The organism is Gracilibacillus pellucidus (genome assembly GCF_033949965.1).
GTDB classification, from domain to species: Bacteria; Bacillota; Bacilli; order Bacillales; family Amphibacillaceae; genus Gracilibacillus; species Gracilibacillus pellucidus.
The window spans coordinates 19,743-40,456 of the sequence record NZ_JAWZSR010000007.1 but is presented as its reverse complement, the minus strand read 5'-3'; the positions used below and the strand labels follow the sequence as shown (position 1 = coordinate 40,456).

At 34.3% G+C, this 20,714-nt stretch carries 20 protein-coding genes and 1 riboswitch; of the genes, 8 read left to right on the top strand and 12 right to left on the bottom strand.

From position 1 onward, the window contains the following. Positions 1–16: 16 nt before the first annotated feature. From SH601_RS12350 to SH601_RS12320, 7 genes are all read right to left on the bottom strand, one after another. On the bottom strand, positions 17–424 hold the full coding sequence (locus SH601_RS12350) for a GtrA family protein (RefSeq protein ID WP_319958625.1): 408 nt from the start codon (positions 422–424) through the stop codon (positions 17–19). 5 nt (positions 425–429) lie between these two features. Next, positions 430–1,404: a glycosyltransferase family 2 protein gene (locus SH601_RS12345; RefSeq protein WP_319958624.1), complete on the bottom strand. Its 975-nt coding sequence runs from the start codon at positions 1,402–1,404 to the stop codon at positions 430–432. Between the two features lie 73 nt (positions 1,405–1,477). Beyond that, positions 1,478–2,704: a hypothetical protein gene (locus tag SH601_RS12340; RefSeq protein WP_319958623.1), complete on the bottom strand. Its 1,227-nt coding sequence runs from the start codon at positions 2,702–2,704 to the stop codon at positions 1,478–1,480. A gap of 1 nt (position 2,705) precedes the next feature. Beyond that, positions 2,706–3,872, bottom strand: coding sequence for a hypothetical protein (locus SH601_RS12335; protein ID WP_319958622.1), 1,167 nt, complete (start codon positions 3,870–3,872; stop codon positions 2,706–2,708). Further along, complete coding sequence (locus tag SH601_RS12330) at positions 3,850–4,725, bottom strand: ATP-binding cassette domain-containing protein (RefSeq protein ID WP_319958621.1); 876 nt, start codon at positions 4,723–4,725, stop codon at positions 3,850–3,852. Before SH601_RS12330 ends, SH601_RS12335 begins: the two co-directional genes overlap by 23 nt. Then, the gene (locus SH601_RS12325) at positions 4,712–5,488 is read right to left on the bottom strand and encodes a hypothetical protein (RefSeq protein WP_319958620.1); all 777 of its coding nucleotides are present in this window, start codon (positions 5,486–5,488) and stop codon (positions 4,712–4,714) included. The genes SH601_RS12330 and SH601_RS12325 overlap by 14 nt, the downstream gene beginning before the upstream one ends. Continuing rightward, the gene (locus SH601_RS12320; RefSeq protein WP_319958619.1) at positions 5,481–6,065 is read right to left on the bottom strand and encodes an RNA polymerase sigma factor; all 585 of its coding nucleotides are present in this window, start codon (positions 6,063–6,065) and stop codon (positions 5,481–5,483) included. The genes SH601_RS12325 and SH601_RS12320 overlap by 8 nt, the downstream gene beginning before the upstream one ends. Before the next feature lie 593 nt (positions 6,066–6,658). Here SH601_RS12320 and SH601_RS12315 point away from each other — a divergent pair. The 4 genes from SH601_RS12315 to SH601_RS12300 all read left to right on the top strand — a co-directional run bounded on the left by SH601_RS12315 (position 6,659) and on the right by SH601_RS12300 (position 8,677). Beyond that, entirely contained in the window at positions 6,659–7,246 is a 588-nt protein-coding gene (locus tag SH601_RS12315; RefSeq protein WP_319958618.1) for an AAA family ATPase, read from the top strand. Between the two features lie 126 nt (positions 7,247–7,372). After that, positions 7,373–7,687, top strand: a complete 315-nt coding sequence (locus SH601_RS12310) for an ArsR/SmtB family transcription factor (protein WP_319958617.1) — start codon at positions 7,373–7,375, stop codon at positions 7,685–7,687. An 85-nt stretch (positions 7,688–7,772) separates the two neighbouring features. Continuing rightward, a complete protein-coding gene (locus SH601_RS12305; protein ID WP_319958616.1) occupies positions 7,773–8,201 on the top strand; it encodes a DMT family transporter in 429 nt (142 codons plus the stop codon). 11 nt (positions 8,202–8,212) lie between these two features. After that, complete coding sequence (locus SH601_RS12300) at positions 8,213–8,677, top strand: DMT family transporter (RefSeq protein WP_319958615.1); 465 nt, start codon at positions 8,213–8,215, stop codon at positions 8,675–8,677. Positions 8,678–8,760: 83 nt separating this feature from the next. Here SH601_RS12300 and SH601_RS12295 read toward each other — a convergent pair whose 3' ends face one another. Further along, positions 8,761–9,453 (bottom strand): M23 family metallopeptidase, encoded by a 693-nt coding sequence (locus SH601_RS12295; protein WP_319958614.1) that lies wholly within the window; start codon positions 9,451–9,453, stop codon positions 8,761–8,763. 951 nt (positions 9,454–10,404) lie between these two features. On the opposite strand from SH601_RS12295, the gene SH601_RS12290 reads away from it, so the two are divergent. Genes SH601_RS12290 through SH601_RS12275 form a run of 4 tightly spaced genes read left to right on the top strand, consistent with a single transcriptional unit; the run spans position 10,405 to position 13,700 of the window. Next, positions 10,405–11,262, top strand: a complete 858-nt coding sequence (locus tag SH601_RS12290) for an ATP-binding cassette domain-containing protein (RefSeq protein WP_319958613.1) — start codon at positions 10,405–10,407, stop codon at positions 11,260–11,262. Then, positions 11,255–11,986, top strand: coding sequence for an ABC transporter permease (locus SH601_RS12285; protein WP_319958612.1), 732 nt, complete (start codon positions 11,255–11,257; stop codon positions 11,984–11,986). The genes SH601_RS12290 and SH601_RS12285 overlap by 8 nt, the downstream gene beginning before the upstream one ends. A 14-nt stretch (positions 11,987–12,000) precedes the next feature. Further along, on the top strand, positions 12,001–12,690 hold the full coding sequence (locus SH601_RS12280; protein WP_319958611.1) for a response regulator transcription factor: 690 nt from the start codon (positions 12,001–12,003) through the stop codon (positions 12,688–12,690). 5 nt (positions 12,691–12,695) lie between these two features. Further along, positions 12,696–13,700, top strand: a complete 1,005-nt coding sequence (locus SH601_RS12275; protein ID WP_319958610.1) for a sensor histidine kinase — start codon at positions 12,696–12,698, stop codon at positions 13,698–13,700. A 298-nt stretch (positions 13,701–13,998) separates the two neighbouring features. Here SH601_RS12275 and guaA read toward each other — a convergent pair whose 3' ends face one another. The 4 genes from guaA to SH601_RS12255 all read right to left on the bottom strand — a co-directional run bounded on the left by guaA (position 13,999) and on the right by SH601_RS12255 (position 20,471). Next, positions 13,999–15,570, bottom strand: a complete 1,572-nt coding sequence (gene guaA / locus SH601_RS12270; protein ID WP_319958767.1) for a glutamine-hydrolyzing GMP synthase — start codon at positions 15,568–15,570, stop codon at positions 13,999–14,001. A 310-nt stretch (positions 15,571–15,880) separates the two neighbouring features. Beyond that, positions 15,881–15,982: riboswitch (purine riboswitch) on the bottom strand. Positions 15,983–16,051: 69 nt separating this feature from the next. Then, on the bottom strand, positions 16,052–18,256 hold the full coding sequence (locus SH601_RS12265; RefSeq protein WP_319958609.1) for a DUF4129 domain-containing transglutaminase family protein: 2,205 nt from the start codon (positions 18,254–18,256) through the stop codon (positions 16,052–16,054). Further along, on the bottom strand, positions 18,253–19,524 hold the full coding sequence (locus SH601_RS12260; protein ID WP_319958608.1) for a DUF58 domain-containing protein: 1,272 nt from the start codon (positions 19,522–19,524) through the stop codon (positions 18,253–18,255). The genes SH601_RS12265 and SH601_RS12260 overlap by 4 nt, the downstream gene beginning before the upstream one ends. After that, positions 19,521–20,471, bottom strand: coding sequence for an AAA family ATPase (locus tag SH601_RS12255; protein WP_319958607.1), 951 nt, complete (start codon positions 20,469–20,471; stop codon positions 19,521–19,523). Before SH601_RS12255 ends, SH601_RS12260 begins: the two co-directional genes overlap by 4 nt. Positions 20,472–20,714: the final 243 nt, after the last annotated feature.

Genomic DNA, 20,714 nt, shown 5'->3' with positions numbered 1-20,714 from the left:
TTTATACCCCCCCTTTTCATTTAAAGATATATAGCTTACTAAATATATAATTTGAAATAACGATTATAAATTGAGTAAGAATTTTAGAAAAATTAGTTTCTAAGTTCATTAAATCAACAAATATCCACATGCTTAACATATCAAATAAACCTGAAATCAATCTTAAACCTACAAACAAATAAAATTCTTTAAAAACTATTTTAAATGTAGGAGATTCAGTTCTGAAAACATATTTTTTATTTGTAAAAAAGGCAAATAGGATAGCAACAATAATTGAAATAGCATTTGCTATAAGATAGGGTATGTTAAATACTGTATCGAATAGAATGAAGACAGTTATATTAACAACTGTAGTCAACACACCAAATAGGATGTATCTAAATATCTCTTGATATTTGATATAAATTTTTTTTAGCCGCCCCATAAAAATTAATCCTTTAATTTTATTTTTTCGCTAGACTTTTCTCTAACAAAATAAGGAGGCCTTCCTTTTGTTTCGACAAAAACTCTCCCTAGATATTCACCAATAAATCCTAAAGAAATCAATTGAATTCCTCCTAGAAATAAAATGGCTGCAATCATTGTTGGGTAGCCACTCACATCTGTTCCATACAGAATCGTCTTGCCCATTTCATATGCTAAAGAAAAAAATGCTAAAATTGATATGATAAATCCAACATAAGACCATACTTTCAGAGGAACGGTACTATAGGATGTAATCCCATTGATCGCAAGCTTGAATAGTTGTGTCCAACTCCATTTAGTAACGCCCGCTGCACGACCATTCGCATAGTAGGTCAATTCTTTTTTCTTAAAACCAATCCATCCATACATACCTTTTGTATAGCGTTCCGCTTCTCTTAATCCTTGTAATGCTTCAATACATTTTTTATCGAGCAATCGAAAATCTCCCGCAAGAGGATACACATTTTCACTAGACATTTTTTGCAACAATTTATAATATAATTTTGAAGTCCATTCTTTCAGACGACTTTCTTCTTCACGCTTTTCTCGAACTGCATAAACATCTTCGTATCCTTTTTCCCACCACTCTATCATTTCACTAATGAGTTCTGGCGGTTGTTGTAAATCGGCGTCAAGAATGACAACTGCATCTCCTTTTGTATAATCAAAACCTGCAAGCATTGCAATTTCTTTACCAAAGTTTCTAGATAAATCTACATAACGTATATAGTGCGTATTTGCATTATATTTTTTCAATATTTGAAGTGTATGATCTTCACTTCCATCGTTTACAAACAAAAACTCAAAATTATAGTGTGAATTTGAGCCTTTAACAATTTCTAAACGATTGATTAATTGTTCTAAGACTTCTTCTTCATTATAGGCAGGAATTAAAATGGTAATTAATTTTTTATCTTGCTCATGATTAGCTACAGCCATTTCAATCCTCCTTTCATCCTTTTTCCATGTTTCATTAAAATGCAGGTATTATCTTTAAGTCCATGATTCTAAATCAATCCAATAAATCTTTATCTTGCTGACGAATACAAAAAATGATCGGTAAACTGATACTGATAACCAACAGAAGAATTCCCGCATATAATTCAATCATTGGAATTTTTGTCCATTGATACAATGCATTATTTAGGTAAAACGCATTGATAAGCAATCGACCAGCAATGAACATAAAAACAAAGCCAACTGGAATCACCTTCATGAGTAAGGACAAATAATGTTTACTTGTTTGAGAGAGAAAAAAGAGAATGCCGCTATAGGCCATACCAATCAAAGATGTCAGTAATCCCACCCTCACTATCCACTGACCAAATGTCCATTGATAAAAAGATACCTGTAAAGGTTCCTCTATAAAAAATGAATTTAAACCATTTGAAAAATATTGTTTGAAATCAGTGAAATACAAAAAACCTCCAAAGAAAACCACAACACAAGTAATCACTAGAAAACTGGCAATCATACCACTAGCAAATTGTGTCCAAAGAATATTCCGTCCACGCCGACTGCTCCATTGAATATTTTGTAATCCTACCAAGCGATCTCTAACAAAAACAGAAGGAATTAATAAAGACAACAGAATGATAAGGAGCCTATGAATCTTTTCAAAATGATCAGTAAATATCGTAGATAATTCGGTGGGCAAAATGTTTCGCCAGCCTTCACTATCTTTTAAAAATAGGGTTTCTGAAAGTCTTACTCTTTCCTTTTCCGTAAAGCCTTCATTATTAAAAAAAGTGTCTGGTGATTCAAATTGTTTGATCGAATGATATAAGTTTTGTAAGACATAGATTTGATCCACTATTGAATCACCTGAATCATCTATTAGGTCTTGTTCAATAGCATCCCCTTGTTCAATAATCTCTTCCTCTTCATCACTCATCTCATTGATTCTCCCACCGGAGACGTTTTCTTCATGCCACGATTCAAACTCCTCATAATTGGCAATTTGAAGTTGTTTTGCGATAGCGTTTTCTGAGATCATCTTGTCTGCTTGATCAAGAAGGTTAAAATACTCCGCTTCAATTTCTGCTATTTCTTCTTCTTCAAGCGTTTGTCCAAAGCGATTTTGCCAATCAGAAGCATAATCATAAATAGGAACCATCCGACCATTTGGCCAATGTTTATCGATAAAACTCAAATCTTGAATAGAGAACACAATCGTTATCAAGAGTGCGACAAGAAGTAAAATCGGTTGAATTAATTTTTTAAACTCCACAGGAAACACGTTATTTTACCTCCTTGGTTGCATAAAATTTACTTGTTAGAATACCACCAACACCTAACAAAAATAGGTTAATGACCATTGCAATGGATTCTTGCCATGGAATAACGGCATAAGGTCCCATTTCTGTAAACCAATAGCTTTGTTTGTTCCATAGTGAAATAGGGTGCCACATCAATAAAGCATGTATATTCCACCAACTGAATTGATTAATGATGTGTACCAGTCCTAAAAAGCCAACATACAGCACAACAAATATAATAAATCCTCGAAAGAAATGCTCTGTCCATAGACCAACAAGAAAATTAAATCCATGACAAAAGCTGATTAATAACCCACCTAATCCAATCGACAGAACCATATAGTTTAACAATGTCATTGGCTGCCAAGTGATAAAGGGAATTTCCAATGAGTAAGTTTCCAGGAAATGAGGGAAATAAAAATTTGTGTGAAATTGTGTTGACATACTCGTTTGCCACAAAGTCCCAATAGGGTGCACATAATTAAAAATGCCAAACGTCAACATAATCATCATTCCATAAAATAGAAGTGTGAGAATGAAACTCGCTATATATTTACTCCCTTGTGTATTACGTCCTGTTTTTGAAGTCACCATTAGAACCTCTGTTTTGGTTAATCTCTCAAAAGTACTTCCATACAAGCCCAGCAATAAAGCAAAAATTAAACTTTCTCCTAAAACCACATGAAATAATCGATCTTTTATAAAGGTGAAAATATTCATTGTTTCTTCTGCTCTACCTATTTCCAACGCTGCTTGTTCTTCCGCTAATTCATGGACAACAGGAGTTAATTTTTCATACTTTTTTTTCATTTTTTCAGTAACTGAACCATCTATTTGAAAAAAATCAATCATCTCTTGACCCAATGCTTCTGTAGAATAATCTTGAAAAATATTCTCCTGGTCAGCAGTTTCAGTTAATAAACGTTGTTGTTTCTTACTAGCAGGTTGATTAGAAAGAGTTTCTTGAAATTCAGAGCTAATCAAAGTTCCTGTTTTTGCTTCTGTTTGCTGAATATAATTTACATAAGATTGATCCACCCCTGCTGTAGCAATAAAGATGGTGTTTAACAATAAACTGGCAATAAAAAACAAGAGAATTACGGGTTGTTCCAATAGCTTACGAATTTCAAATGGAATGATTCGCAGCAACTGCACCCACCTCATCTCGATAAATATACAAAAAAGCGTCTTCTAAATTCGGGCGTACTTCCACACCTTCCTTTGGGGCTACTGGGCTAGCAATTCTTAACAAATGTCCTTCATGGCTTTCTCTCTCACTTAATAGCAATTGCTCGGGAGTTAATGCATAGCCAGCAGGGACTTCAAAAATTTTCCCTTGTACGGACTGCGTAATTTGAGAAGGGGTTTCGCAACAGTAAAGGTGTCGATTTTTAATCATAATGATTTGTTTAGCAATGGTCTCCACATCTGAAACAATATGAGTGGATAATATAACAATCCTGTCTTGAGCAAGACGGTGAATCAAATTTCGAAAACGGACGCGTTCTTTCGGATCTAGGCCTGTTGTTGGTTCATCCAAAATCAGTAACTTCGGATTATTTAACATCGCTTGAGCAATTCCTACTCGTTGAATCATCCCTCCTGAAAAACGTTTCATTTTCTTGTTTTTCACCTCAGAAAGTGCAACAAGTTCTAAAAGTTCATCAATCTTTTTTTCCGCTTCTCTCTTATTCATTTTTTGTAATGCTGCTATATATTTTAAAAACCTTGTAGGCGAATAATTGCCATAATAACCAAAACTTTGAGGTAAGTAACCCAATATACCACGATAATCTGCTCCCAACTCTTTGATTGCTTGTCCATTCCACAATATTTCACCAGAAGTAGGGAATAAAAGAGTGGTAATCAATTTTAATAATGTCGTTTTACCAGCACCATTTGGAGACAATAATCCGTAAACTCCATTTTCAAAGGTTAAAGAAATGTCTTCCAAAACGGGGCTGGATTGAAATTTCTTACTAACATTGTTAAGCATTAGCATAAGTAATCGTTCCTTCCTTTTGCATAAAGTAGTTATGACGCAATAAATACATAAATAAAAAGAGTAAACCAAGAACTATCCCTGAGACAACCGAAAGTGGCAGATAGAACAGAAGCTGAGCAATCTTTTCTTGTTGCCAAATTAAAAGAACTCCAACAACACCCCATATCATTGGCGTGACCCAATAGCTGTAATGAATTGGTATTTTATATTCTAAAAGTAGTTGAATATTCGCAAATAAAAACAAGGAAGTAAACGATAGACTGAACAATCTCATCAACGAAAGTTCCTGACCAAGTAATTGCCAAATAAAGATATTAGTCCCTACAGAAACAAGCAAAGAAATCCCGCTAAACGCCAACATGCGTAAAATGAGCAGTTCCTTTAAAGAAACGCGTAGAGTCATTTTTAGTTCGAAGGTTCCTAACAACTTTTCTTTCCAAATACCAATAAAATACAAGAGTGCATAGCAAAGAGGTGAGGCCATAAAAACAGTAAAATAAACTTTGTTGCTATAATCATTCTCAAGTGAATAATGAAAATCAGAAAAATACATTATCCCTGTTCCTATCAATAAAAGACCAATTATAAATAAAATATCGCCCATTCCCCAAAAAAGATAACGGAAGCCAACCTCTTGAAAATAAGAACGAAGAAACGATCTAAACGTTGCTGGTTGAAGATCAACTTCTTTTAAAATGAAAGTAATACTATTTTCTTTTTCATTCTGTGTCAAAGGGCTATTCTTTCTGACTCTATTCATGGTCACGAAACTCCTCTCTAATTTTTTTAATCAACCGATAGTATTGAGCTTTGATTCGCTCTTCTTTTTGCTCAAGCAATGAAGCAATCTCTGGAAATGATAACTCTCCATAGACTCGCAACCGAAAAATTTCCTGAATTTCTGGACGAAAACTTGCAACATATTGATTAATCGCCTCTAATAGTTCTTTCTGATATAAGCTTTCATCAAAATCCTTTTCTTCTATCGATTCTACCTCCTTCAACTCTGACCAAGTCATCTTCGCCTTACGTCGAGCATCAATGACTTTATAGGTTCCAATACGAAAGAGCCACGTTCGAAACGAAGATTTGCGTTTATCATAAGAACTTAGTCCCTTTAGAGCAGCGATAAATACTTCCTGAGTTAAATCAAGAGCGTCATTTCCATTACCCACTTGGCGATAAAGATAAAAATACAGGTCATCGTAATAACGTCGAATCAATTCATCCGCGGCTTGATTCGATCCTTTTTTTAATATGTAATGGATTAAACGCTTGTCAGTTAACACTTTTCTACTCCCTTCGATTTCGCTACCTTTATATTCGAAATCTAACATGAAATCGTTGCACTTTTAACTTTTTATTTTCTAAAAAAGCGAATGATAATGATATTATGTTAAGAAAATAGACCAAATGAATAGGCAGAATATTTCTTGTTCCTACCACGATTCTCTTCTTGCCATCCTCCATCATCATGCGGACTGCTTGTAATTTAAATTCTTTGTTGTATATTTTTTTCGTGCTTTGAACACTGCTGTAAAAAATTTACCGCTATATTTGAATTTCTTCCATTTTACCTTGTTTAACTTTTAGACGAACACCAACATTCTACATTTTATGCGTCCAATAATTTACATAGCTCCATTATGATTTTATTAACCATTTCAGGATAATGGAAATGTTGTATTCTTGATACTATAACGGAAGAAGATTATCGGTTTTTTCCTTATAAAAATTGAAGGGGGATAAAAATGTGGAAACAAGGTCCTTTAAGTAATACTTCATCATTATGTCATTAGTGATATAATTTTAATAAGTTTCCCAATGTTTGGTCACCACACTGCCTGCCAAAGTCATTAACTTATCAGATTAATCTTGGCAGCATAACTCTATTCTTAAATAAATACAGTAGAACAAAGGAGATATATGAATGATTATTTGGCTAAACGGAGCATTTGGTTCAGGTAAAACGACTAGCGCATTTGAATTGAAACGAAGATTACCCAATTCTTTTGTTTATGACCCGGAGAATATAGGTTATTTCATCCGCGAAAACATACCAAAAGAATTACATGAAGCAAATTTTCAAGATCATGAACAATGGAGAATCTTTAATTATGAAATGTTAAAGTACATTTCAAACACATATGACCATACCATTATTGTACCAATGACCATATTTAATCCCCAATACTATGAAGAAATCATTCAAAGACTTATAGATGAAGGTATTTCTTTAAAGCACTATATCTTATACGCCGATAAAAGCACCTTATTAAAACGTTTGAATAAACGGCTTGAACGAGGGGAAACTTGGGCAAAATCTCAAATTGACCCCTGTATTGAAATCTTCAATACAGAAATTACAGAAGAAAAAATAATAACAGATAATAAAAGTATTGACTCCGTTGTGGAAGAAATCGCGAAAAGGAGTGGAGTGAACCTTCTACCAGATAATAGAACTTACGCCAAAAAAATGATTGATAGAATGATAGTATTAATTAAACATATAAGGTAAGGGCTATTTGAGCTATTCACTACTTAACACCCTTATAAATAATTTGAAGCGGAAGATTCTTGAATCTATATCAGTTTAAAGTACATCAAGTTTGACATATCGTAAATTCTCGATATAATAAGACCCATGGAACCGATTAATGTATTTAAGGCTTTATCAAACGAAACTCGACTTAACATTTTGAAATGGTTAAAGGAACCAGAGAAGCATTTCCCTAAACAAGGTGCTCATCTACCAAAGGGAGTAAGTGTTAAAGGAGGGGTATGTGTAGGAGATATTCAGGAAAAAGCACAAGCTTCTCAATCTACGGTTTCCCAATACCTAAATATGATGCAAAATGCTGGTCTCTTAGAATCTGTTCGTTATGGTCAATGGACTTATTATCGGCGAAACGAAGAAACTTTTTCTTGGTTAGCTGAATATTTTAAAACGGAAATCTAAGTTAATTGTAGGTTTCCCTTTTTTTGTTCTATTATATCGGTAATTCTAGATATTCTAATATATTAATTTAGGAGGTTATTATATAATGCGTTACTTAGCATATATTTTAGCAGTGTTAGCAGGGGCGGCACTCAGCTTTGAAAGTGCAATATACGGTCAACTCGGAGAATCAATCGGAGAATTGGAGACTAGTTTTTATAATTTCTTTATGGGTACCCTCATATTGGGTATATTAATGTTGTTTTTCGGGAAAGGAAAACTCTCCTATACGTTTGAAGCACCTAAATGGTCACTTCTTGGTGGAGCATTAGGAGTTGTGTATTTAACAGCTATCGTTATCAGTGTTCCTTTTGTTGGTGTTGGTATAACCATGGTCTCAGTAATTATTGGTCAATTAATTATGAGTATGGTTATTGAACATTTTGGTTGGCTTGGTATGAAGCAAACTAAAATTAATAAAGAAAAAGTATTTGCGGTTATTTCCATGATAATTGCACTTATATTTATGTACTAGGAGGTCTAATAATGAGTATATTAATGATTCTATTTACCTTATTAGCTGGTGTTACATTAAGCGCACAATCATCCGTCAATGGAACGTTTAGTCGAAAAGCTGGAACAATTGAAACGACTTTTTTAACCATGTTAACTGGTTTTATATTCCTTACAATTATTATTATATTTTTCGGTCAAGGTAACATACTTGGGGTACTATCGGCACCAAAATGGCAGTTAAGCGCAGCATTTTTAGGCACGATGTACTTACTTCTCACAGTTATAGCTGTCCCAAGAATAGGGGTAGTAGCAACGAATATTGCCGCTATCAGTGGACAACTTGCAATCAGTATGGTTATTGATCACTTTGGTTGGTTCAATAGTTTAGTAGTAGATCTAGATTGGAAGCGTCTTGTTGCATTAATATTTATGATTATTGCTCTTTATTTCATTTATCAGGGAAATAAACGTTCTAACGCGGAAATCAATTCTTAGATATTTATTATAGTATAACTAAGTTCTCCATAGAAAAGGTTCCCTACCAAAATGTTTATTGGTAGGGAACCTTTTAAATCATTTTACTTTATAAACCGTATTCTATCAGTAGCAGAGGGAATTTGATTGTATACTGTTTTCCAATCTCCGTTTTGATATATTTCGTATTCTTCAAATAAACAAGGAATACCTTGAGCGTTTGCAATATCACTACTATCCATAAGTTGAAAATGTAAATGAGGAAAAGTCGAATTTCCAGAATGTCCAACATTTCCTATATGCGTTCCTTTTTTTAATTTATCATGTAAACAAACGTTGACAGAGTTTGTCTGCAAATGTACAAATGCCATGTATACATCATTTGAACATTTAAGAATCACATAGTTACCTGCAATCTTTTTAAAATCGTGCTTCTTTTCGTTAAAGAAAAGCGCATTTTTTATGCCAATTAATGAATCGACAAGCCAGTGAGCAATTTTTCTTTCCCGATTTCCATCTTCCACGAATACAACTTCCCCATCACATGGAGCATAGATACCCTCTCCCCAGCAATAGCATTTCTTCAAAGGAACACCTAAAAATAAATAGTGCAAGAAACTCACATTATACGACGGCTTTTGAGGATTGCCCCAATTCAGTTGTAAAAAATCAAAGGCATATCGCAACCCCATTCTATTTGTTCCATGACTAGGAACTCGCTTTGCAGGAGTAGTCGGAGCATTCCATTCGCCTCTTAACGGAAATTCAATAACTATTGGTTTCTGGTTATTGTTCATTAGTTTCCTCCTTTATTTAAATGATAAATGGTATGTCATATAATGGACACAGGTAGCTTGTCAGTATTTAATTTGTATCACTACTTATCATTATACATAATTCAGAGAGGCGCTCCATTTTTATACCTTAAAATCTTTGAACTGTATAGAATCAGAATTATGAGCATTTTTACCCCATATAAATAGATAACCCTTTTTGATAAGGTTTCAAAAATGAAATATTGTTGTCTAACAGCATATTGCATGACGACTACCTCCTAGAAGCCGCCATTTCCTTAAAAATTAAGCTTAATATCTTATCCGTAAATTCCTGTATAAAAAAGAAATTATATTTTTAAAGCACGACAACCGAACTGCCCAGACAACGTTTTTTTTATTACCGCCCGGCAGTCATTTTGTTGTATAAAGCATATAGCAGGAATTGTATAACAACATAGCACATTTTTTTATACCTATTTCTGTTCTAATAGGAACAATACATTATATAGAGGTTGTTTATTAAAAGGAATATAAAAGGACAAAGATTTTGCACGGTATCATTAGTTATTATTCATTGATAGGTATGCCAACATCCAACTAAATATAAGCACATTACGATAAAGTCTCGTATGGTTATTAACTAGTTTGTGCGGATTAATTACAGTCATTTTAACTTTATTTAATACCTTGTTGACTTTCTTTATAATTGTATATCTAAAAAATTAATATTTTTTTAATAATCGTGTATTAAAGTGTATACAACAATATAAATCAAGGGGGAAAAAGCATGGATAAAGTGTTTATAATGCTGGCAATTGTATCATTTCTGCTATCCGTTTCATTATTCATAGTAGAAATTGTTAAGAACGGTTTTAAGGGAAGTAATTTTAAACCATCCATTGTGTTATTTGTTGTTTATATCTTTAGTGTGATTTCATTTTTAATTATCTACAACGTTTAGGGGGGAAAATAATGATTACTTTAAAAAATGTTAGTTTTGAAGTAGAAGGACATAACATTCTAAATGATATAAATATGGAATTAAAAGGAGGTAAAGTTTATGGTCTTTTAGGCCCGAATGGAGCAGGGAAAACCACGTTATTTAAAGCTTTATTAGATATAATAGAATACAAGGGAGAGGTCTTCAAAGGTGATGCTAATGTAATAATTGGCAAGTTAATTGAGTATCCTTCCTTTTATCCTAACTTAACATGTGTAGAAAATCTAAAATTACATGCTTCATATGCTGATATGGAGTGCAATGATTCAATCGTAAATCATTTATTAGAAGTAGTCGGCTTACCTGACGCTAAACATAAAAAGTTTAAAGAATTATCTATGGGAATGAAACAGCGATTAGGTGTAGCAAAAGCGTTAATGGGAAATCCAAATCTATTACTGTTAGATGAGCCTACCAATGGGTTAGACCCTATGGGCATGAAAGATATGCGAAATCTCATCGAACAAGACCTAAAAGACAACCAAAGAACCATAGTCATCTCTAGTCATAATTTAAATGAAGTTTCTTTAGTTACGGACACTTTCCTATTTATGAGAAACGGGAAAAAAATCTTAGAAATTGATAACAAGGAAGACATCTATATGTTGGGTAGTGTACAACAAATACCTGAAAACACCATAATAAAACAAGATATTACCTTATTGAAAGATAGTAAAGATAATTTATACTTCATCCTGAGCGAAATCAATTTCAACAAGTTAAAAACTACGAATGATTTTGTATATAGTGATGTAGAAAAACTAACTTTGGAAAACTTATATATTAGATTAATGTCTACAGATTTGATTGAGGTGAAAAGCTATGTTTAAGTTGATAAAAAATGAGTGGATTAAAATGAAGAGTGAAAAGGTAATCCTGGTCATTGTCATACTTAGCTTGATTCCCTTATTAATGAATTTCGCCAATTTTGTTGTGAATAATAGAGACATGAGTTTGGATAGTGGTTTTTACTTTACTTATTACAATCAGTATTTTATGATGTTACCGATTATTTCTAGCGTCTTAATCTCCTTTACTTTTTATATGGAATTTAAGAACAAAATGTATTTAGATTGGATAACATATAATATTCCGCGTTCTAAATTACTTTTTTCAAAATTATTAATATCTACCATCATTATGTTAGCTATCTGTATAATGCAATTAGTAATTTTGTCTGTTTTCTATTTTGTAGTAGACGGGAATATCGAGTATATTCTTCGCTTAATTTCCTCTTATATTATCCTAAATGTAATAGTGATTACGACCATAACTTTAGTGTTTGCTGTCATTATCCAGTTAACCAAGAATATAGTAGCAAGTATATCCATTGGGATAGGCGTTTCTTTATTGTCCATGATTCTAATGGCAGCACCTTTTTCTTATTTCATTCCTACAGCATATGGATATAGACTCGGATTATTAATCATTGATAATGGATATTATTATGAAGGAGATATGTCTCCAACTATTATTGGCATAGGTCTGTTTGTACTAATAAATGCTATTATGTTAATAATAAATTTGAGATTGATTAATAAAAAGAGATTGTAAAGGAGAGATTAAGTTTGGCTATAGAAGATATACTTAAACGGTTAAACATCTTTGTACTCGAAGATGACCCAGATATATCGAAGTTTTTAAACCTATTTTTAAGTGATTATTTTAATAAGGTAACTGTTAAAACAGATAATCGATTTAATTATTCGGATTTTGAAAACATAGATATTTTTTTGTTAGATATTGAAATACCGTTTGATAGTGGTTATGAGGTCTGTAAACGAATAAAAACGGTTTATCCTAATAAACCTGTCGTCTTTCTCACAGCACATAGCCAACTTGATGATAAAATTAAAGGATTAGAATTGGGTGATGATTTTATACCTAAACCTTTTGAACCTTTGGAGCTTATTGCAAGACTTAAAAACCTGTTGAAAGACAGGTATGGGGAACTTGTCTATTTAGATGATATAATAATTGATAAACGAGCACACTTAATTTCAGATAGTGTAACAGGAACGAGAATACCTTTAAGTGAAACCGAAAATAAGATATTCTTTTACTTGTACGATAACATAAATGTTAGTTTATCAAGGGAACAAATCATAAATCATGTATGGGGAATAGAACGTCGTAGTAGTCAAGCAAATTCCTTAAATGTGTATATAAATAGTTTGAGGAATAAAGTAGATATGGAAGGCAAGTTAATTCAAACTATTTATGGTTATGGATACAAATTATCCAACGTAAAGGAATGATGGTATTGAAAAAAAAGATATACTTTTTCACGCTAATCACTGTCTTGTTCTTTCCAGTTGCTTTTATCGTTTCGAATTATATCGTATTGGGAGTCCATTTAATACACAATTATATCAATGGAACGAATACTCCCTTTGTAGCATACGAAAATTATATATATATTTTTTCTCTTTTCTTTATTATGATTTTATTGTACGTTTTCTTCCTATCAAAAGCTATTGTAAATATTTCATCTGAAATAAGGCTTCTTTCTCACCTTATAAGGGATATTGCAAAAGACCAAAAATATCCAGAACCAGTGGATCCTAAGATGTTAAAAAATAGCGAACTAAAGCATTTGGGTGAATCAGTAAATATATTAATTGATAGATTAAAATACAATCAAGATAAGTACAGCGAATCAGAAGAAATGATAAAAAGATACCTAGACCAACTTTCACATGATATAAAAACACCATTGTCTATCATAAAAATTAATTTATTCTACCTAAAAACGCAACAAAATGTAGATGAGGCAATAGAAGAAATTAATAAAAATACGGATATAATATCGACGCTAAGTGAACGAATATATCATAAGAATTATCTAAATTCTGACTCTATCATTACTCATATGTCACCGATTAATTTAAATGACTGTATACATTCCATTACTAGAAAATGGAAAAACGCTTTAAGTCACAAGAAAATAAATTGCTCAAGCAACATAGAACCTAATATTATTTGGGAGTTAGATAGAGTATGGTTTGAAAGACTATTTGATAATATTTTGCAAAATGTTTTATATCACTCTAAGGCTAGTCATCTAACGATAGAAAGTGTTAAAAATGATGAACAAGATCAGTTGATTATAACCGATGATGGTGTAGGTTTCAATCTAAAAAAACAACTTCTGCAATCCAATCAAAAAGGATTAAATATTATTAATGAAGTCCCAAAGCTGTTAAATCTCCACATTGTAATAGAGAGCAATGATTCTGGTACAAGAATTGTGCTAACTAAAATATAGGGATGTGCAATTGTAATTTCGCTCGATAATATATCACTCTTTTCCAGTTAATCGTAATTGAAAAAACAACTACATTTTCTTTGAAAATTAATTCACTAAATGCACGAAGAACCACCACTTGCTTATTTGATTTACTTAACTTAGTTGTTGCTCCATACAAGTTTTTTTCATCTTCTTTTTTAGGGTAAAAAATCATTCTCTACCAAAATCCGATAAAATAAAAAAATTCCCTGCCAATTTTTTGGCAGGGAATTTTTTTATTTTTAACAGCATTCCCACTGCAAATTAAGTTGTCGCTTTATTCCCACTCAATCGTAGCAGGTGGCTTACTCGTCACATCATACAGCACGCGGTTAATATGATCTACTTCATTAACCAAGCGTACAGATATTTTCTCTAATACATCCCATGGGATTCTTGCCCAGTCTGATGTCATTCCATCGATAGACGTTACTGCACGAATACCAATTGCGTAATCATACGTACGTGCATCCCCCATAACACCTACACTACGGATGTCAGGTAAGACAGTGAAATATTGCCAGATGTCGCGATCTAATCCAGCTTTTTTAATTTCTTCGCGTAAGATCGCGTCTGATTCACGAACAATTTCTACCTTTTCTGGTGTGATTTCACCAAGCACGCGAATACCAAGGCCAGGTCCTGGGAATGGTTGACGCCATACAATTTCATCTGGTACTCCAAGTTCTGTACCTAACGCTCGTACTTCATCTTTGAATAATGTGTTTAACGGTTCAATCAATTCAAATTCCATATCTTCTGGTAATCCACCAACATTATGGTGTGATTTGATTGTTTGAGCTGTTTCGGTACCACTTTCTACAATATCTGTATAAAGTGTTCCTTGAGCTAAGAAGTCCATGTTTTCTAACTTAGCTGCTTCATCATCAAATACATAGATAAATTCATTACCGATGATTTTACGTTTTTGTTCTGGATCAGCTACACCTTCTAGTTTAGATAGGAAGCGGTCTGCTGCGTCTACCTTAATAATATTCATGTGGAACTGGTCACGGAATGTACGCATGACGGTTTCACCTTCATCTTTACGTAATAAACCATGATCAACGAAAATACATGTTAACTGTTCGCCAATAGCTTTATGAATCAATGCCGCTACAACAGAAGAGTCTACTCCCCCACTTAATGCACATAGTACATTACGATCGCCAACTTGTTCTCTAATTTTTTCTACTTCCATATCGATAAAGTTAGCCATTGTCCAATCGCCTGTACAATTACATGCCTGGAATACAAATGATTTTAATAGATCATTACCATACTCTGTATTACGTACTTCTGGGTGGAATTGTACACCATATAAATCTTTTTCTTTATTACTCATTGCTGCTACTGGTGTAGAAGAACTTGTCGCATCGATATTAAAGCCTTGTGGTGCTTCAATGATCTTGTCACTATGACTCATCCAAACAACTTGATCCTGTGGAGTTCCTTCAAATAAAAGTGCTCCATCCTTCACATTAATTTCCGCTTTACCATATTCACGTTCATTCGCACGTTCTACTTTTCCATCAAAATGGTGTGTCATTAATTGCATACCATAGCAAATACCTAGAACTGGAATATCTAAATCGAAAATACGCTCATCACAACGGAAGCTATTTTCATCATATACACTATGCGGACCACCAGAAAGAATAATCCCCTTCGGATTCATCTCTTTAATGTCCTCAATTGTTAGACGGTGAGAGTGTAACTCACTATAGACACCAAATTCACGAATACGACGTGTAATCAATTGATTATATTGACTACCAAAATCTAATACTAAAATCATTTCATTGTTTACTTCCAAGTTGTCCACTCCTTCTATTTCCTTCCCTATCATCAAGGAAAACCAAGTCCCTGCTTTCCTTTACTATAACCTATTTTCCGCATTAGAAAAACCCAGCATTCGTCCTTTTTCGAGCAGATGCCTAAGTTTTACCTAAATGATTGATCATAAAGTGAGACTTCAATCAGTGGGAGTTTTTGACTCCTACTGATTGTTAGCGAAACTTATCAGGGCGTTAGCGGCCGTTTATCCTCACTTAGCTTCTTTGTTTTCACTCGAACATTGAAGTGGGGATTTTACGGACGTTTACACCGTGATAAAGAAAAATCTGCCTTTCTTCATATGATAAGAAAGGCAGAAATCACGACATGACCTCCGCCTTCATAGTCCGAACATTTACGGTGTTCTGGTAGAAACGTTTGAGCCCTATTCTCAAACATATATGAAGGTATTGTGATGTACAAAATGTATTTATATCATCACTTATGAGTATAACAAATATTTTCATCTATTCTATCAATCGTTAGGTAACTGGTCAAGCAAATATTCGCTCGGTTAATTGCTCAAATTGGCTTTGTAATCGCTTGTCATCCTTTAATAATGAAGCTTGATTACGATACAAATATTCTTCATATGCATGGGTAATTTCAGACATTTCCGTTGTACCCAAGTGTTGATCAACCTCTAGCGCGTATTGGCGTAATGTTTGACCTTTCACACGATGTATTCCTTGTTTTTCTAATATTACAAGTAAATACATATAAGAAGATTCAAATTCTAACTTCGCAAAGATCCGCTGCCATTTCTTCTGAATATACCAGTCTCGCCAATCATCACGTTTCAAATAAACAACGATAGCTATAATAGCAACTAATAAAATCACTATTATCGTCCAGAAGTATTTCCATCCTGTACTCATGCGTTCATTGTCCACACTAGCTGACTCGTTGTCGTCTTCCTCCAGGTTAGTGTCATCTTCTCGTTCTTCCTCTGTTACATCATCTTCTACTTCCTCTGGTTGTTCTTCCTCAACCTCTGGAGGTTCGGTTCGGTCTATTTCACCACTAACATCTAAATACATATCAGTCGGGTTGGAGAAACCTTTTGTCGGCTCAAATGGTACCCAACCAGTCTCAGGGAAATATACTTCTACCCATGAGTGGGCGTTGTTATTCGTTACTTCATATAAATTATAATTATCTGGAAGTGGATAATCCGCATCTGTTACAGTACCACCAGTAAATCCTTTCACCCACCGAGCTGGAATATCCAATGTACGGAGCATCACAACCATTGAAGTAGAAAAGTTATCACAATATCCTACTTGTGTTTCAAACAGAAACTGATCGACATAGTCATCTCCACCAACTGGAACTGCGACATCTTGTGTTTGATAGCTAAATCCATTTGTCGAAAAATAGCTTTCGATTGCTTGTGCTTTATCAAAACGATTATCAAGATCTTGTACGATATCTGCGGCAAGCTCTCCTACTCGATCCGGTAAACTATTTGGCAATTGCAAATATTGTTCTTTAATAGGCTCAGGATCATTTTCTGAGTTAACTCTTAACTCACTAATCTCAAACGAAGGTGCAGCATATTCAATCGAATAAGATAATTGACTGCTTTGCTCTGATAATTCAGGTTCTATTTGACCAGATGCACTGTCCGTATAAAAAACTTCATCACCTAATGCTTCAATCGTCGTTGTACCATATGGGTAAACGGCTTTTGGTAATGGAATAGTCGATACGGTTCGCACAGAGGCAGCATATCTCTCACTCTCGACTTGTTCATGGTCAAACGTCTGCCAAGCTAATCGTCCGTTTTCTATTTCGGTAAAGTTTATATCTGCCGAACGCTCCCAGCCCTTACCGGTATAAAAATCCTTCGATTCGATGCGCCAATAAACATTGTCATGAGCCATTGCTTCAAATACTGGTGAATCATCTTGTACAAAGGAGCCACCTAGTTGCGTGTCATCTTCACCGTAACCAACCTTTTGCACGCCACCATTTTGAAAACTAGGATGGTTTGCAGTACTTTGAATAAATGGCACTGGATCTGGCCATTTCGGTTCTGATTTTGGTGAAATAATACCGAGCACTACTGCAAATCCGACAATCCCAACTACTATCGCCATCCAGCCGGCTACATGTTTTTTTCGAGGTTCTGTCTCGACAGTTTTCATAACTTTTACATAGCGGTTCATACCAAGCAAAATAAACGACACAACAAAAGTCCTGATCATTGCAATTTGAGCATCATAGCTTGTAAACGTATCAAGAACTGCTAAATAAACAAACGTTAATACGATAAACGCAAAGAATTTTTGCGCTACCGTAAACCAATAATGTAATAAGTAACTCATCAGCCATAGCAATAATAAAAACAGAAAACTACGGAAAAAGGCTGTCATCAAACTAAAATGATTATCCCAAATCATCATGATATTATATTTCATCTCCACCCATAACATTTGTATCCAACTAGGTGAAAATAAAGGGACATCAAAAAATAGATAATCGATAATAAATAACATCGCGATAAATTTAACCGCAAACTTTGCCCACTTATTTTTCACAAAGAATGAAGTGGCAAAACAGATTGCTGTATAGATAACGAACAAATAATTGTTACCTGTATCAGTAATCTGCTCTAACGGGCGTAACCATTCCCAAAACAACATAAATCCTGCTATTAAGAGAATAAAAGAAAACATCCTATCTAACTTTTTCATGGAGATACGCGCACCTCCCACTGCTCCTCTAGTAACACTTGTTCAGTAATTACTTGCACCTGAACATGTTGCAGGCGAAGCGTTTGAATATATTTCTGTTGCACACTATCTAACTGTTTTTCCGGAATAATATAACAAACAGTCAGTGTATACTCTCGTTTCTGCCAATCTACTAATCGATCTACTAATTCTTTATCCAAGTCATAGATAACGAACAAAAGCATACTACCTCTTGATAATTCATTTATCGGCTTAGCCATTCGCTCTTTCAAGGATGCCCCTTGTTCTTGTTCAATCGTCGCTAAATAGTTTCTTACTGCGGGAAATTGGAATTGTAGCTGTTGATGGGAGAAAATTACTTCTGTTCCTCCCAGCGTATAGAAAGATATAGACTGGTCTTTTTTTCGAAGGGAATGGATAAGGGAAGCTGTCCATTCAATCGCTGCTTCAAATATTAGCTGCTTCTGCTCTACTTGCTCCTCCATTTGTAAAATGACTACTATGTTGGCATATTTTTCTTGTTCAAATTCCTTCGTCATCATCGTATTTTTGCGTGCTGATGTCTTCCAGTCAATCCACGAGAAACGGTCTCCTGGTACATATTCACGAACACTAGATACCACATTCGTCACTCTTTCATCATGGATAACGGAAGCGTTCGTACCATCTTCCAAACTGATGGTCTGTTGTTTCCATTTCAACTCCTGCATCACCGGGAAAACATAAAACTCTTGTGCACAACGAACATGATGCTCTCCTGCCACAAAGCCGAACGGATCCTCTAATCGTAACTTCAAATCAGATAGTTGGTGCTTTCCACGTGGCAAATGATCTAACTGATATGTGAGAGTAAATTCTTTACGAAAGCCTGGGTATAATACTTTTTTGACGGTGCGATTTTTCGCATAAGATAATCCTTTCGCTAGATATTGAAATTTTTTCTTTCCCATATCTTGATAGCGCAACACATCTGGAAATTCTTCCTCAATCACTAAACAAAATATCGGAAAACGAAATGTCCTTTTGATCGTAATTCGTACTTCTACACTGCTACCTGCTTGTAAATAACGAGCAGATAGATCACGCTCTATTTGCCAATTACGGAGCGGGTAAACGGGAATAATCATCATATAAATGACAATCGGCAGCATACTGTAAAATAAAAACCAGCTAACAAATCCACCTTGAAACATCGCAAATACAAACAAAATAGCTTGTAAAAGAAGTATTTTTAACTCTTTTACTACAATTCGTGTGGCATTCCTCATCTATGTAATTCCTTTCGAACAGGAACATCGATTTCTTCTAATAGTTGACGGGTCAAGCTAGCTTGTGTAACACCTTCATACCTTGCTTCTGGTCGTAAAATAATTCGGTGTGCTAACACATAGGGCGCTAAATACGCAACATCATCAGGAATGACATAATCACGATTTTCCATATAAGCATAGGCTTTGGCCGCTTTCAGCAGCGCAATTGAACCACGAGGACTTACACCAAGCTGTACATAGGTATTTTCACGCGTTTCTGCTACTAATTGCACAATATAACGTTTCACCATGGCATCCACATAAACCTTTTCTACTTCCTTTTGCATAGTAAGTAAATCTTGTTTATTCATAACAGCTTTTATTTCATCTATCGGATGGTCACGATCTGTTCGATTCAACATTTCCACTTCATCTTCTTCATTTGGATAACCCATGTTCAACTTCATCAAAAATCGATCAAGCTGTGCTTCTGGTAATGGATACGTTCCTTCATAATCAACAGGGTTTTGTGTTGCCATAACGAAAAATGGTTTATTTAATGATTTCGTTTCCCCATCTACTGTAACGCTAACCTCTTCCATTGCTTCTAATAAAGCAGACTGTGTTTTCGGTGATGTTCTATTAATCTCATCAGCTAGTACGATATCACCAAAAATCGGACCACTACGGAATTCAAATACCATGTCTTTTGGATTATATATCGACACACCTGTTACGTCTGATGGTAATAGATCAGGTGTAAACTGAATTCTTTTGAAATCACAATCTAATGATTTAGCAAGCGTACGTACTAACATTGTTTTACCTACACCTGGTACATCCTCCAATAATACGTGCCCGTCTGCTAACAACGCTACTAAACTAAGTGTTACTTCTCGTTCTTTTCCTATGATCACTTTTTCTATATTTGCTAGAATTTGTGCTATTTCTTTACGATACTCCATCACTTTAACCTCCGTTCCACTCACTACTTTTCCGCGAGAACTCATTCTATCTATAACTATACTATATATTATCGCCATACGCACACTGATTCATTTACACAATAGATGAAAAAGTTGTCTTTTTTCTGGCAATATAGAGAGACTATAGACATTGCGATGGTGAGCGTAGATATGTGGTGGTGAATTTTTTGTTCATTGGGCTCTTTAAGTGACCGCGTTGTGTCTATGAGACTGCTTCTCATA